The sequence below is a fragment of the Micromonospora sp. NPDC005710 genome (assembly GCF_040630995.1).
Lineage (GTDB): Bacteria > Actinomycetota > Actinomycetes > Mycobacteriales > Micromonosporaceae > Micromonospora.
Genome location: NZ_JBEXYP010000012.1, coordinates 98,506 through 112,957, shown reverse-complemented (window position 1 = coordinate 112,957; position 14,452 = coordinate 98,506). Strand labels below are relative to the sequence as shown.

At 69.5% G+C, this 14,452-nt stretch carries 12 protein-coding genes; all 12 read right to left on the bottom strand.

All coding sequences use genetic code 11. From position 1 onward, the window contains the following. Positions 1-20: 20 nt before the first annotated feature. On the bottom strand, positions 21-1,556 hold the full coding sequence (locus tag ABZ406_RS18140) for an NADH-quinone oxidoreductase subunit M (RefSeq protein ID WP_357762591.1): 1,536 nt from the start codon (positions 1,554-1,556) through the stop codon (positions 21-23). A 64-nt stretch (positions 1,557-1,620) separates the two neighbouring features. Continuing rightward, entirely contained in the window at positions 1,621-3,546 is a 1,926-nt protein-coding gene (gene nuoL / locus ABZ406_RS18135; RefSeq protein ID WP_357762588.1) for an NADH-quinone oxidoreductase subunit L, read from the bottom strand. Positions 3,547-3,558: 12 nt separating this feature from the next. After that, entirely contained in the window at positions 3,559-3,858 is a 300-nt protein-coding gene (gene nuoK / locus ABZ406_RS18130) for an NADH-quinone oxidoreductase subunit NuoK (protein ID WP_030486270.1), read from the bottom strand. Next, complete coding sequence (locus ABZ406_RS18125) at positions 3,855-4,625, bottom strand: NADH-quinone oxidoreductase subunit J (protein ID WP_357762585.1); 771 nt, start codon at positions 4,623-4,625, stop codon at positions 3,855-3,857. Before ABZ406_RS18125 ends, nuoK begins: the two co-directional genes overlap by 4 nt. Next, positions 4,622-5,263: an NADH-quinone oxidoreductase subunit NuoI gene (gene nuoI / locus ABZ406_RS18120; RefSeq protein WP_357762582.1), complete on the bottom strand. Its 642-nt coding sequence runs from the start codon at positions 5,261-5,263 to the stop codon at positions 4,622-4,624. The genes ABZ406_RS18125 and nuoI overlap by 4 nt, the downstream gene beginning before the upstream one ends. A gap of 1 nt (position 5,264) precedes the next feature. Next, positions 5,265-6,617, bottom strand: a complete 1,353-nt coding sequence (gene nuoH / locus ABZ406_RS18115; protein ID WP_357762579.1) for an NADH-quinone oxidoreductase subunit NuoH — start codon at positions 6,615-6,617, stop codon at positions 5,265-5,267. Then, a complete protein-coding gene (locus ABZ406_RS18110; protein ID WP_357762576.1) occupies positions 6,614-9,151 on the bottom strand; it encodes an NADH-quinone oxidoreductase subunit G in 2,538 nt (845 codons plus the stop codon). Before ABZ406_RS18110 ends, nuoH begins: the two co-directional genes overlap by 4 nt. 55 nt (positions 9,152-9,206) lie before the next feature. Continuing rightward, positions 9,207-10,523: an NADH-quinone oxidoreductase subunit NuoF gene (gene nuoF, locus ABZ406_RS18105; protein ID WP_357762573.1), complete on the bottom strand. Its 1,317-nt coding sequence runs from the start codon at positions 10,521-10,523 to the stop codon at positions 9,207-9,209. Continuing rightward, the gene (nuoE, locus tag ABZ406_RS18100) at positions 10,520-11,719 is read right to left on the bottom strand and encodes an NADH-quinone oxidoreductase subunit NuoE (protein WP_357762570.1); all 1,200 of its coding nucleotides are present in this window, start codon (positions 11,717-11,719) and stop codon (positions 10,520-10,522) included. The genes nuoF and nuoE overlap by 4 nt, the downstream gene beginning before the upstream one ends. Further along, positions 11,716-13,041 (bottom strand): NADH-quinone oxidoreductase subunit D, encoded by a 1,326-nt coding sequence (locus ABZ406_RS18095; RefSeq protein ID WP_357762568.1) that lies wholly within the window; start codon positions 13,039-13,041, stop codon positions 11,716-11,718. Before ABZ406_RS18095 ends, nuoE begins: the two co-directional genes overlap by 4 nt. Further along, positions 13,038-13,775 carry an NADH-quinone oxidoreductase subunit C gene (locus ABZ406_RS18090; protein ID WP_357762566.1) on the bottom strand — a complete coding sequence of 246 codons (738 nt, stop codon included), beginning with the start codon at positions 13,773-13,775 and terminating at the stop codon, positions 13,038-13,040. The genes ABZ406_RS18095 and ABZ406_RS18090 overlap by 4 nt, the downstream gene beginning before the upstream one ends. Continuing rightward, positions 13,772-14,449, bottom strand: a complete 678-nt coding sequence (locus ABZ406_RS18085) for an NADH-quinone oxidoreductase subunit B (protein WP_030486262.1) — start codon at positions 14,447-14,449, stop codon at positions 13,772-13,774. Before ABZ406_RS18085 ends, ABZ406_RS18090 begins: the two co-directional genes overlap by 4 nt. Between the last annotated feature and the right edge of the window lie 3 nt (positions 14,450-14,452).

Here is a 14,452-nt window from a genome sequence, read left to right as displayed (position 1 = left end):
CGCAAGCTCACTCCTCGCGCTCACCGAGCTGCCTCCTGGACGGTGCCACCCACGGACGGGGCCGGGTCGGTTCTGCCGATGTCGTCCATTGTCGCCTGGACGGCCGGGTTGATCACGTCAGTGACCGGCTTCGGGAAGAAGCCGAGCAGCACGATCAGCGCGATCAGGGGAGCGACCACTACCTTCTCGCGCAGGTTGAGGTCCCGGCGCATGCCGTCGACCTCGGTCAGCGCCGGGTTGAGAGTGCCCTGGGTGGTGCGCTGCACCATCCACAGCACGTACGCGGCGGCCAGGATGATGCCGAGCGTGGCGATGACCGCGACCGGCTTGTTCACGGTGAAGGTGCCGATCAGCACCAGGAACTCGGAGATGAACGGCGCCGTACCGGGCAGCGCGAGCGAGGCGAGACCGGCGAAGAACAGCACCCCGGCGAGCACCGGGACCAGCTTGCCGGCACCACCGAAGTCGCTGATCAACGACGAGCCGCGCCGGGAGATCAGCATGCCCACCACCAGGAAGAGCAGGCCGGTGGCCAGCCCGTGGTTGAGCATGTAGAGCACCGCGCCGGTGCCGGCCTGGGTGGTGAAGGCGAAGATGCCCACCCCGATGAAGCCGAAGTGCGCGATCGAGGTGTACGACACCAGCCGCTTCAGGTCGTTCTGGCCGACCGCCAGCAGCGCCGCGTAGATGATGCCGATCACGCCCAGGGCCAGCGCCCACGGCGCGAACCACTTCGACGCCTCGGGGAACAGCGGCAGGCAGTAGCGCAGGATGCCGAAGGTGCCGACCTTGTCCAGGACGCCGACGAGCAGCGCCGCCGCGCCCGCCGGGGCGGCACCACCGGCGTCGGGCAGCCAGGTGTGGAACGGGAAGAACGGCGCCTTGATGGCGAACGCGAGGAAGAAGCCGAGGAACAGCCACCGCTCGGTGCCGGTGCTGATGTCGACCTGCGTGAGCGCCTGCCAGTCGAAGGTCTTGCCGCCGACCACCCAGAGACCGATCACCGCAGCCAGCATGAACAGACCGCCGACGAGCGAGTAGAGGAAGAACTTCACCGCCGCGTACTGCCGCTGGTGGCCGCCGTAGCTGCCGATGAGGAAGTACATCGGCACCAGCATGACCTCGAAGAACACGTAGAACAGGAAGACGTCGGCGGCCGCGAAGACGCCGATCATCGTGCATTCGAGGACCAGCAGCAGCGCGAAGTAGACGGGCACCGACCGCTTCGACGAATCGGCGTCGTGCCAGGACGCCAGGATCACCAGCGGCACCAGCACCGCGATGAGCATCAGCATCACCAGCGCGATGCCGTCGGCGGCGAAGGTGAAGCTGACCCCCCAGTTCGGGATCCACGAGTACGACTCGCGGAACTGGAACCGGTCACCGCCGGCGTTGAAGCTGACCCACATCACCACCGAGAGCACAAGCACGAGCAGCGACCAGACGAACGCCACCTGCTTGGCCAGCTCCGGGCGGTGGCGCGGCAGGAAGGCCACCACCAGGGCGCCCACCAGCGGCGCCACGGTGAGCACCGAGAGGAACGGGAAGTTGGACATTATGCGGCCTTACCTCCGTCGTCACTGCGTGGTCCGCCGGCGGGGGCGGGCGTACTGAGGTCGATCACGCCAACCACCCCGCCTGCACCGCCAGGAACGCCGCCATCACCAGCAGCGCACCGGCCAGGATCGAGGTGGCGTACGAGCGGACAAAGCCGGTCTGCATCCGGCGGAGGCGACCCGAGCCCCCGCCGACCGCGGCGGCGAGCCCGTTGACGAGCCCGTCGATGCCCCGGTTGTCGAGGTACACGAGCGCCCGGGTCAGGAAGATGCCCGGCTTCTCGAAGACCGCCTCGTTGACCGTGTCGGTGTAGAGGTTGCGCCTGGCGGCGGTGACGAGCACCCCGGCCGGCTGCGGCGCGGTGGCCGTACCGGCCCGGAACAGGAACCAGGCGAGCCCGGCACCGAGCACCGTGACGAGCAGCGACAGCACGGTGATCACGGAATGCGAGAGGACCGCCTCGTGCTCCGCGTGCTCGCCACCCAGCCCGGCGGTCTCCGTCAGCCAGTCCGGAACGGAGGTGGAGAGCAGGAAGCCGGCGCCGACCGACCCGACCGCCAGGAGGATCAGCGGGATGGTCATCAGCTTCGGCGACTCGTGCGGGTGCTCGATGTCCTCGGTCCACCGCTGCGGGCCGTGGAAGGTGAGCACGAACAGCCGGGTCATGTAGAACGCGGTGAGTCCGGCGCCGAGCAGCGCCGCCCCGCCGAAGAGCCAGGCGGTCCAGTCCTCCCGCTCGAAGGCGGCCACGATGATCGGCTCCTTCGAGAAGAAGCCGGAGAACGGGAACATGCCGATGATGGCCAGCCAGCCCATCATGAAGGTCAACCAGGTGATCTTCATGTACTTGGACAGCCCACCGAAGCGGCGGATGTCGACCTGGTCCTTCATCCCGTGCATGACCGAGCCGGCGCCCAGGAACATGTTGGCCTTGAAGAAGCCGTGCGCCAGCAGGTGCACGATGGCCAGCGCGTACGCCGCGCCGCCGAGGCCGACACCGAGGAACATGTAGCCGATCTGGCTCACCGTCGACCAGGCGAGCACCCGCTTGATGTCGTCCTTCGCCGCACCGATGATGCAGCCGATCAGCAGGGTGAGCGCGCCGACACTGACCACCACGAGTTGCAGCGTCGAGTTGGCGGAGAAGATCGGGTTGGACCTGGCGATCAGGTAGACGCCCGCGGTGACCATGGTGGCGGCGTGGATGAGCGCCGACACCGGGGTCGGGCCCTCCATCGCGTCCGGCAACCACGCCTGGAGCGGGAACTGACCCGACTTGCCTGCCGCGCCGAGCAGCAGCAACAGGCCGAGGACCAGCACCGTGGTGCCGGTGAGCGCGCCGACGCCGTTGAACACCTCGTCGTACTGGGTGGTGCCCAGCGTGGCGAACATGATGAAGATGCCGATGGCCAGGCCCGTGTCGCCGACCCGGTTCATCAGGAACGCCTTCTTGCCGGCGGTGGCCGCGCTCGGCCGCTCGGTCCAGAAGGAGATCAGCAGGTACGACGCCAGACCGACGCCTTCCCAGCCGAAGTACAGCATCACGTAGTTGTTGCCGAGCACCAGCAGCAGCATCGCCGCGACGAACAGGTTGAAGTACGCGAAGAACCGACGACGACCCGCGTCGTGCGACATGTACTCCACCGCGTACAGGTGGATCAGGAAACCCACCCCGGTGATCAGCAGGACGAAGACCGCGGCCAGCGGGTCGAACAGCAGGCCGAAGTCGACGCGCAGATCACCGACGGCGATGAAGTCCCAGAGGCTCAGCTCGACGGACTTGTTCTCCAGGCCCCGTAGCTGGAAGAAGAAGCTCAGGCCGAGCACGAACGCGACGCCGATGGCGGCGACGCCCAACCAGTGCCCCCAGCGGTCGGCCCGGCGGCCGAGCAGCAGCAGGATGGCCGCGCTGAGCAGCGGGATCGCCACCAGCAGCCAGACGCCCCCGAGCAGCCCCGTGGCCTGGGCGTATTCCACAGTCTCTTCCACCGGTGGACCCCTCTAGTACTTCAGCAGGTTGGCGTCGTCGACACTCGCCGAGCGTCGCGTCCGGAAGATGGACATGATGATCGCGAGCCCGACCACGACCTCGGCCGCCGCCACCACCATCACGAAGAACGCCATGATCTGGCCGTTGAGGTCACCGTTGATCCGGCTGAAGGTGACCAGCGTCAGGTTGGCCGCGTTGAGCATCAGCTCCACGCACATGAACAGCACGATCGCGTTGCGCCGGACGAGCACCCCGGCGGCGCCGATGGTGAACAGCACCGCCGCGAGCACCAGATAGTAGTCAGGCGTCATGAGTCAGTACCTTTCAGCGTGGTCTCCTGCGCGGTCAGCTCCCGCACCGGCAGGATGTCCGGCGTGCTCCGCTCGGAGAGCCGGCCGTCCGGCAGTAGGGCCGGGGTGGCCACCGAGGACGAGGTCGCGAAGACGCCGGGGCCCGGCTTGGGGCCGGGGTAGTTGCCCGGCGCGAAACGGGCCCGCATCGTCGACACCTGGTCGACCTTGTCCTCCTTGCGGCGCTCGATGTGCGCCAGCACCATCGCACCGACCGCCGCGGTGATCAGCAGCGCCGAGGTCAGCTCGAACGCGAAGACGTACTTGGTGAAGAGCAGTCGGGCGATGCCCTGCACGTTGCCCTCCGCGTTGGCCTGCTCCAGGCCGACCGCCGTGGTGCCGTCCAACGCCCGGTAGAGCGCCCCGCCGACCAGGCCGGCGAAGCCCAACCCGAGCACGATCGCGGCGACCCGCTGGCCGCGCAACGTCTCGATGAGCGAGTCGGTGGAGTCCCGGCCGACGAGCATCAGCACGAAGAGGAAGAGCATCATGATCGCGCCGGTGTAGACGATGATCTGCACCATGCCGATGAACGGCCCGGCCTGGAGCACGTAGAACACGCCCAGGCAGAGCATGGTGAGCACCAGCCAGAGCGCGGAGTGCACAGCGTTGCGCGCGGCCACCATCCCGATCGCGCCGATGAGCGCGAGCGGCCCGAGGATCCAGAAGGTGACCTCCTCACCTCCCGACACCGCACCCGCCGCGGCCAGCACCGTAGACGTGGTCATGCTTCCTCTCCCTTGCCGGCCGCGACGCGCTGGGCGGCCTGCTCGGCGCCCGGGAACGTCACGCCGGGGTGCTCCTCGACCTGGTAGCGGCCGGGACCCATCGGGGACGTCTCCGCACCGGCGGAGGTGCCCGGGTTGTTAAGCGCGCCGACGTAGTAGTCCTTCTCGCTGTCACCCAGCCGCATCGGGTGCGGCGGCTGCTCCATGCCCTCGAGCAACGGCGCGAGCAGCTGCTCCTTGGTGAAGATCAGGTCCTGCCGGTTGTCCCGGGCCAGCTCGTACTCGTTGCTCATCGTGAGCGACCGGGTCGGGCAGGCCTCGATGCACAGCCCGCAGAAGATGCACCGGGCGTAGTTGATCTGGTAGATGCTGGCGTACCGCTCACCCGGCGAGAAGCGCTGCTCGTCGGTGTTGTCGCCACCCTCGACGTAGATCGCGTCCGCCGGGCAGGCCCAGGCGCACAGCTCGCAGCCGATGCACTTCTCCAGGCCGTCCGGGTGCCGGTTGAGGATGTGCCGCCCGTGGTAGCGCGGCGCCGACACCGGCGGCTTGAACGGATAGTCGGTGGTGACGACCTTCCTGAACATGTGCGAGAAGGTGACACCGAATCCCTTGAACGTTCCGGTGATCGCGCCCACGTCACACCTCCCTGGAGTCCGAGCCGGCAACGATGTTTGCCGGCTCCCGCTCGGCGACCACGCGCGTGATACGCGGGCTCGGTGGTACCTGAAGATCCATCGGCGGCAGCGGGAAGCTCCCGTGCGGCCGGTTGTCGACCTGTTCCTGCGTCGTCGGCGTCGGCTTCGGACGCCGGCTGGGCCAGAGGATCGTGGCGATCAGCAGGATGCCCGCCGGGATGCCGACGGCGATCACCTTGCCCTTGGTGTCCCAGTCCTCGATGGAGCGCAGGCCCGACAGGACCAGGATCCAGACCAGGTTGATCGGCAGCAGCACCTTCCAGCCGAGCCGCATGAACTGGTCGTAGCGCAGTCGGGGCAGCGTGCCCCGTAGCCACACGAACACGAAGACCAGGGCGATCACCTTGCCGAAGAACCAGAGCATCGGCCACCAACCGGAGTTGGCGCCCTCCCAGAGGGTGATCGGCCAGGGTGCCCGCCAGCCGCCCAGGAACAGCGTGGTCGTGACCGCGGACATGGTCACCATCGCGACGTACTCGCTGAGCATGAAGAGCGCGAACTTCAGCGAGCTGTACTCCGTCATGAAGCCGGCGACCAGCTCGGACTCAGCCTCGGGGAGGTCGAACGGCGCCCGGTTGGTCTCACCCACGGTGGCGATGAAGAAGATGACGAAGCTCGGCAGCAGCAGGATCGCGTACCAGCCGGGGGCGGGCAGGTCGAACCCGCCGATGCTGAGCTGCGTCCCGTGGGCCTGGGCGGCGACGATGCCGCTGGTGCTCATCGTGCCGGCGGTCATGAAGACCGCCACGATGCTGAGCCCCATGGCGACCTCGTACGAGATCATCTGGGCACTCGACCGCAGGCCACCCAGCAGCGGGTACGTCGAGCCGGAGGCCCAACCGCCCAGCACGATGCCGTAGACGCCCATCGACGAGCAGGCCAGCAGCAGCAGCACCGCCACCGGCACATCGGTGACCTGCAACGGCGTGTGGTGACCGAAGATGCTCACCATCGGGCCGAACGGCACCACCGACAGGGCGGTCACCGCGCAGATCACCGAGATCGTCGGGGCGAAGAAGTAGACGACCTTGTCGGCCGCCTTCGGCAGGATGTCCTCCTTGAAGGCCATCTTCAGGCCGTCGGCGAGGGTCTGCAGCAGACCGAACGGGCCGACCTGGTTGGGGCCGGGCCGCACCTGCATGTAGCCGACCACGCGTCGTTCGAACCAGACGCCGAGCAGCGTGGCCAGCAGACCGAAGGCGAACGCGAAGACGATCTTGCCGAGAACCAGCCACCACGGATCCCGGCCGAAGTCGGCCAACGTCGGATCCTGGGCGAGGAAGATCGCACTCACTGGTTACCCCCGGACGTGAGGAGTGGACCCGGGAGGCCGGTCTCGTCGGCCGCCACACGGCCGGCCGGGATGGCCGCACCGGGTGCGGGGACGGAGATCCGGACGACCGCGCCGGACGTCGCCCCGAGGCTGCGCCGCACTGTCGAGCCGGGTGAGTTGGTCGGCAGCCAGACCACGCCGTCCGGCATCTCGGTGAGTTCCGCCGGCAGGGTGAGAGCCCCCCGGTCGGTGCCGACAGTGACCGCGTCACCGTCGACCACACCGAGCGCCTCGGCGGTGCCCTTACCCAGGCGGACCACCGGCGGGCGGGCGGTTCCGGCGAGGTTCTCGTCGCCCTCGGTCAGGGTGCCGAGGTCCACCAGCTGGTGCCAGGTGGCCAGCACGGCCTCCCCGGCGTTCGGCTGCGGCACCCGGCCCGGCGCGACCGACGGCGCGGCCGGTCGGGACATCCGCGTCGCCGGCAACGTGCCCAGCTCGCGACGCACGCTCGGCACGTCGGCGGTGCCGAGGCGCACGTCGAGCAGTGCGGCCAGCGCGTCGAGCACCCGGCCGTCGGTCATCGCCGCCGTGTTCAGCACCGGCTCGAACGGGCGCAGCCGACCCTCCCAGTCCAGGAAGCTGCCGGCCTTCTCGGCCACCGGCGCGACCGGCAGCACCACGTTCGCCCGCCGGGTCACCGCGCTGGCCTTCAGCTCGAGGCTGACCAGGAACGGCACCGCGTCCAGGGCGGACTCGGCCAGTCGCGGGTCGGCCAGATCAGCCGGGTCGACACCGCCGACGACAAGCGCGCCGAGCTGCCCGTTGGCGGCCGCGGCCAGGATGCCGTCGGTGTCCCGACCAGCCTGGCTCGGGATCACCCCGGCCGGGATGTCCCACGCCTCACCCAGCTCGGCCCGGGCGGCCGGCTCGGTGACCAGGCGTCCACCGGGGAGCAGGTTGGGCAGGCAGCCCGCGTCGACAGCGCCGCGGTCACCAGCGCGCCGCGGCACCCAGGCCAGCTTCGCGCCGGTACGCCGGGCCACGTCCGCCGCGGCGGAGAGCCCACCCGGCACGGTGGCCAACCGCTCACCGACGATCAGGATCGCGCCCGGTGCGCTCAACGCCTCGCTCACGGTGGCGTGCTCGGCGAGCACGCTCGCCTCCTCGCCCGGCACCACCCGGGCCAGCTTGGCACCGAGCTTCTCCAGGCCGCGGGTGGCGAAGGGTGCCAGCGCGTACACCGTCAGGGTCTTCTTCAGGTACGCCTTGCGCAGCCGCAGGAAGAGGATCGGGCACTCCTCCTCGGGCTCCAGGCCGACGAGCACCACCGCCGGCGCGTTCTCCACGTCGGTGTAGGTGACGTCGGTGACCCCGGCGACCGAGCTGGCCAGGAAATCGGCCTCCTCGCGGGAGACCGGCCGGGCCCGGAAGTCGATGTCGTTGGTGTTCAACGCGACCCGGGCGAACTTGGCGTACGCGTACGCGTCCTCGACGGTCAGCCGACCGCCGGTGAGCACCGCGGTGCCCTGCCCGCTCTCCCGCGCGATGTGCAGCCCTTCGGCGGCGACGGTGAGCGCCTCACTCCAGGACGCCTCGCGCAGCTCGCCGGTGTGCTCGTCGCGGACCAGCGGGGTGGTCAGCCGGTCGGCGGCCCGGGTGTACTGGAAGCCCCAGCGACCCTTGTCGCAGTTCCACTCCTCGTTCACCGCCGGCTCGTCACCGGCCAACCGGCGCAGCACCTTGCCGCGCCGCCAGTCGGTGCGCTGCCCGCAGCCGGCCGAGCAGTGCTCACAGACGCTCGGGCTGGAGACGAGGTCGAACGGGCGGGCCCGGAAGCGGTACTGGGCACCGGTGAGCGCACCCACCGGGCAGATCTGCACGGTGTTGCCGGAGAAGTAGGAGTTGAACGGGACATCACCGGCGCCCGCGCCGGTGCCGTCGGCACTGCCGGCGTCGACCTCAGCCCCATACGCGTCGTCCCGGTAGATGTTGATTTCCTCGGAGGACGACCGGCCCATCAGGTCGATGAACTTGTCGCCGGCGATCTCCTCGGAGAACCTGGTGCACCGCTGGCAGAGCACGCACCGCTCACGGTCCAGCAGCACCTGGCTGCTGATCGCCATCGGCTTCTCGTACTCCCGCTTGTGCTCGTGGAAGCGCGAGTCGGTGCGACCGGTGGACATCGCCTGGTTCTGGAGCGGGCACTCGCCGCCCTTGTCACACATCGGGCAGTCCAGCGGGTGGTTGAGCAGCAGCAGCTCCATCACCCCCTCCTGCGCCTTCTTGGCCACCGGGGAGGTGAGCTGGGTCCGCACGACCATGCCGTCGGCGACGGTCTGGGTGCAGGAGGCGACCGGCTTGCGCTGCCCCTCCACGTCGACCAGGCACTGCCGGCAGGCGCCGGCCGGGGCCAGCAGCGGGTGGTCGCAGAACCGGGGGATCTCGGTGCCCATCTGCTCGGCGGCCCGGATCAGCAGCGTCCCCTTGGGGGCGGTGACCTCGACGCCGTCGATGGTGAGGGTGACCGTCTCGGTCTGCTTTGCTACGTCCGTCATCAGAGCCGCCTTCCATTCGCGACTGCGGGACTCGCAAGCTCATTCCTCGCGCTCATCAGTGAGCTCCAACCAGCTGCTTGTCGGAGAGCTTCGGCGCGGTACGTCCCTCGATGTAGTCGAGGTAGTCCTGCTTGAAGTACTGCAACGACGAGGTCACCGAGCTGGTCGCGCCGTCACCCAGGCCGCAGAACGAGCGGCCGAGGATGTTGTCGCAGGTGTCCAGCAGGGTGTCCAGGTCTTCGTGGGTGCCCTGACCGGCGAGGATCCGCCGGTAGACCCGGACCATCCAGTAGTTGCCCTCACGGCACGGGGTGCACTTGCCGCACGACTCGTGGTGATAGAACTCCAGCCACCGGTACGTCGCGTACACCGGGCAGTCCTGGTCGGAGAAGATCTGGGTGGCAGTGGTGCCGAGGATCGACCCGGCGCCCGCCACCCCCTCGAAGTCGAGTGGCACGTCCAGGTGCTCGGCGGCGAGCAGCGGGGTGGACGAGCCACCCGGCGTCCAGAACCGCAGGTTGTGGCCGGGCTGCATGCCACCGGCCAGCTCCAGCAGCTCGCGCAGCGTGACACCCATCGAGCACTCGTACTGGCCCGGGTTGGCGACCCGGCCGGAAAGCGAGTAGATCATCGGCCCGGAGGACTTCTCGGTGCCCATGCTCTTCCACCAGTCGGCCCCACCGAGCACGATCGGCGGCACGCTGGCGATGGTGCCGACGTTGTTCACCACTGTCGGGCTCGCGTACAGGCCGTGGGTGGCCGGGAACGGCGGGCGCAGCCGGGGCTGACCCCGGAACCCCTCCAGCGAGTCCAGCAGCGCCGTCTCCTCGCCGCAGATGTACGCCCCGGCGCCGGAGTGCACCACCAGCTCCAGGTCGTAGCCGCTGCGCAGGATGTTCCGGCCCAGGTAACCCTTGTCGTACGCCTCCTGGACCGCGTTGCGCAGCCGCCGCGCGGCGTGCACCGCCTCGCCCCGGATGTAGATGTAGGCGCGGGCGGCCCGGATCGCGTACGAAGCGATGATCACGCCTTCGACCAGCGCGTGCGGGTCGTGGGTCATCAGCGGCAGGTCCTTGCAGGTGCCCGGCTCGCCCTCGTCGGCGTTGACCACCAGGTAGTGCGGCTTACCGTCGCCCTGCGGGATGAAGCCCCACTTGAGGCCGGTCGGGAAGCCGGCGCCACCTCGGCCCCGCAGCCCGGAGTCCTTGATCAGCTGGATCAGGTCGTCCGGGTGGGCCTTCAGTGCCTTGCGCAGCGCGGCGTAGCCGTCCAGCTGCTCGTACGTGCCGATCTGCCAGGCGTCCGGCGACAGCCAGCGCTTGGTCAGCACCGGCGTCAGCTTGGCCAGCGTCTCCGGGCGGGGAGTGGTCACTTCTGGGCCCCCGTTTCGTTCGCATCGGCCGCTCCGGCGCCGTCGGCGTCCGTTCCAGCCTTCGCTTCGGTGAGGTTGCGCTCCTGCGCCCCGGCTCCGTCGCCGGCGGGCTTGCCGTCGCCGGCTGGCGCGTTCGCCGCCACGCCCGCGGCCTCGGCCGACAGTGCGTCGTCGGCCTCGGGCGCGGTGCCGGAGCGATCCACCGGGACCTTCGTGCCGGGAGCGTCCGGCACTGCGGTGTCGGCGTCCGGCTGCCGGGTCTCGGCGGTACGCACCTGCGGCGACTTGTCGTCGGGTGCCTTGACGTCCCGCGTGGTGCTGCCGGTGGTGTCCGCCGGCTTCGCCGGCACGGTGGTCTCTGCCTGCTTCGCCGGCGCGGTGACCCCGGCTGCCCCGGTCGGGGCGGAGGCCCCGTCGCCACCCTTCACCGGAGCCGCGCTGGCCTCGACGGGCGCCGGCTTGGCTGCCTCCGCCTTCGCCTTCGCCTCGGCGGCGGCCTTGTCGGCCTCGGCCTTGCTACGGATCGGGGTGTTCGGGTCGAAGCCCGGCACCGAGACGCCGTGCTGCTGGGCAAGCCGCAGCCCTCGCAGGGTCGGCTCACCCGGCCCACCGTCGGCGACCGCACCGTCGCGCTCGTCGGCGAAACCGGCGAGCTGAACCGCCATCTCCTTGAGCGTGCAGAGCCGGGCGCCCCGGGTCGGCATCGGCCGGCCGCCGGCCCGCAGCTCGTCGACAACACCGACCGCAGTGGAGGCGTCCACGCCGTCGAAGAAGTCGTAGTTGACGGTCATCACCGGGCCGTAGTCGCACGCCGCCAAGCACTCGGCGTGCTCCAGCGTGATAGTGCCGTCCGCTGTGGTCTCGTCGTGCCCGACGCCCAGGTGCTCGGCGAGGGTGTCGTAGACCTCCTGGCCACCGAGCACGTTGCACATCGTGTTGGTGCAGACGCTGACCAGAAAGTCACCGGTCGGCTTGCGCTTGTACATCGTGTAGAAGGTGGCCACCGCGCCGACCTGGGCCTTGTTCAGCCCCAGCACCTCGGCGCAGAACGTGACCCCGGCCGGGGAGACGTACCCCTCTTCGGCCTGGACCAGGTGCAGCAACGGCAGCAGCGCCGAGCGGGACCGGTCCGCCGGGTAACGGGCGATGATCTCGCGCGCCCGCTCCCGGGTCTCGTCAGTGAAAGTCGTCGTCATCGGTCACACCCACCCATCACCGGGTCCAACGAGGCGCCGCCGGCGATCACGTCGGCGATCAGACCGCCCTCGGCCATCGCCGGGAGGGCCTGCAGGTTGACGAAGCTCGGCTCCCGGTAGTGCACCCGGTAGGGCCGGGTGCCACCGTCGGACACCGCGTGGACGCCCAGCTCGCCGCGGGGCGCCTCGATGGCCACGTACACCTGGCCGGGCGGAACCCGGAAGCCTTCGGTCACGAGCTTGAAGTGGTGGATCAGCGACTCCATCGACTGACCCATGATCTTCGCGACGTGCTCGAGCGAGTTGCCCATGCCGTCCACGCCGATGGCCAACTGCGCCGGCCAGGCGATCTTGCGGTCGGCGACCATCACCGGGCCCGGGCGGAGCCGGTCCAGCGCCTGCTCGACAAGCTTCATCGACTCCCGGATCTCGGCGAGCCGGACCTGGTAGCGGCCCCACACGTCACCGTCGGGGTGGGTCGGCACGTCGAACTCGTACGTCTCGTAGCCGCAGTACGGCATGGTCTTGCGCAGGTCCCAGGCGAGCCCGGCGGAGCGCAGCACCGGGCCGGTGATGCCGAGGGCCACGCAGCCGGTGACGTCCAGCACCGCGACGCCCTTCGTCCGCTCGGTCCAGATCGGCTGGCCGGAGAGGAGGTCCTCGTACTCCTTGAGCTTCTTCGGCATCATCTTGAGGAACTCACGGATCTTGCGGATCGCGTCGTCCGGCACGTCCTGCGCCACACCACCCGGCCGCACGTACGCGTGGTTCATCCGCAGGCCGGTGATGGTCTCGAAGATGTCGAGGATGTACTCCCGCTCGCGGAAGCCGTACAACATGATCGAGATCGCGCCCAGCTCCATGCCGGTGGTGGCCAGCCAGACCAGGTGCGACGAGATCCGGTTGAGCTCCATCATCAGCACGCGGATCGTGGTGGCCCGCTCGGTGATGTCGTCGGTGATGCCGAGCAGCTTCTCGACGGCGAGGGCGTACGCCGTCTCGTTGAAGATCGGGGCGAGGTAGTCCATCCGGGTCACGAAGGTCGAGCCCTGGACCCAGTTGCGGTATTCGAGGTTCTTCTCGATGCCGGTGTGCAGGTAGCCGACGACCGAACGGGCCTCGCGGACCGTCTCGCCCTCCAGCTCCAGGATCAGCCGCAGCACCCCGTGCGTGGACGGGTGCTGCGGACCCATGTTGACCACGATCCGCTCGTCGTTGATCGGGTCGGTGCCCGCGACGATCGTGTCCCAGTCCCCACCGGTGACGGTGAAGACCCGGCCCTCGTCGGTCTCGCGCTCGCTGGCGTAGTTCGACGTCGTCACTGGTACGACCTCCGCTCGTTCGGCGGTTGGATCTCCGCGCCCTTGTACTCGACGGGGACGCCGCCGAGCGGGTAGTCCTTGCGCTGCGGGTGGCCCTCCCAGTCGTCCGGCATGAGGATCCGGGTGAGGCTGGGGTGACCGTCGAAGACGATGCCGAACATGTCGTACGCCTCCCGCTCCTGCCAGTCCGCCGTCGGGTAGATGGCCGTCACGCTGGGCAGGTGCGGGGCCTCGACGGAGACCGCGGCCTCCAGCCGGACCCGCCGCCGGTACGTCATGGAGGTGAGCAGGTAGATCACGTGCAACCGGCGCTCGTCGGCACCCAGGTAGTCCGCACCGGACACCGAGGAGCACAGCTCGAACCGCAGCGCAAGGTCGTCCCGCATCACCTGGCAGACCTCGGCGATCCGCTCGGGGCGTACGTGCAGGGTCAGCTCACCCCGGTCGACGACGACCTTCTCGATCGCGTCGGCGAAGGCCGGGTACGCCTCCTCCAGCGCGTCGCGGACCTCGTCGAAGTAGCCCCCGTACGGCCGGGACGCCTCCTCGACGGGCTGGCGCTGGCGGACCAGGCCGCCGTAGCCGGACACGTCGCCGGTGCCCTGGTTGCCGAACATCCCGCGACCGGCCGGGCTGGCCGGCGGAAGTTCGGCGGGGGCACCACTCGTGGCGCCGACCGGCGTGACCGGCACCGGCACCCCGCCGTCGTTCGGCTTGTCAGTGGGTGACGTCATTTCGGGCCTGCCTGCGGGTGGAGGTGGTTCTGAGCGTTCATCCAGTTCTCGATGCGCAGCTGCTCCTCGCGGCCCTCGCGGACCGCCCGGGTCCACTCGGCACGCCGGGCCTTGTCGCTGCGGTACGAGGAGGGCATCGAGCCGTACGGCACGACCGGGACGTCACCGCGCTCCTGGCGGGCGGCGAGCATCTTGCGACCGTTCGGGCCCAGCGGCTCGTACATGATCTTCTCGCGGAGCTTGAGGATCGCGTCGATCAGCATCTCCGGCCGGGGCGGGCAGCCGGGGAGGTACATGTCGACGGGCACCACGTGGTCGACGCCCTGCACGATCGCGTAGTTGTTGAACATGCCGCCGCTGCTGGCGCAGACGCCCATCGAGAGCACCCAGCGCGGCTCGGCCATCTGGTCGTAGATCTGGCGCAGCACCGGGGCCATCTTCTGACTCACCCGGCCGGCCACGATCATCAGGTCGGCCTGCCGGGGCGACGCCCGGAAGACCTCCATGCCCCAGCGGCCCATGTCGTAGTGCGGACCACCGGCTGCCATCATCTCGATGGCGCAGCAGGCCAGGCCGAAGGTGGCGCCCCACACGGACGACTTCCGAGACCAGTTGACCAGCTTCTCCACCGAGGTGAGCAGGACGCCGGCGGGAAGCTTCTCCTCGATGCCCATCTG

What these genes read in the sequence shown, in the direction of transcription:
- ABZ406_RS18085 (WP_030486262.1), bottom strand. Translation starts at nt 14,449, where the DNA reads ATGGGCATCGAGGAGAAGCTTCCCGCCGGCGTCCTGCTCACCTCGGTG.
- ABZ406_RS18110 (WP_357762576.1), bottom strand. Translation starts at nt 9,151, where the DNA reads ATGACGGACGTAGCAAAGCAGACCGAGACGGTCACCCTCACCATCGAC.
- ABZ406_RS18125 (WP_357762585.1), bottom strand. Translation starts at nt 4,625, where the DNA reads ATGACCACGTCTACGGTGCTGGCCGCGGCGGGTGCGGTGTCGGGAGGT.
- nuoK (WP_030486270.1), bottom strand. Translation starts at nt 3,858, where the DNA reads ATGACGCCTGACTACTATCTGGTGCTCGCGGCGGTGCTGTTCACCATC.
- ABZ406_RS18140 (WP_357762591.1), bottom strand. Translation starts at nt 1,556, where the DNA reads ATGTCCAACTTCCCGTTCCTCTCGGTGCTCACCGTGGCGCCGCTGGTG.
- nuoE (WP_357762570.1), bottom strand. Translation starts at nt 11,719, where the DNA reads ATGACGACGACTTTCACTGACGAGACCCGGGAGCGGGCGCGCGAGATC.
- ABZ406_RS18090 (WP_357762566.1), bottom strand. Translation starts at nt 13,775, where the DNA reads ATGACGTCACCCACTGACAAGCCGAACGACGGCGGGGTGCCGGTGCCG.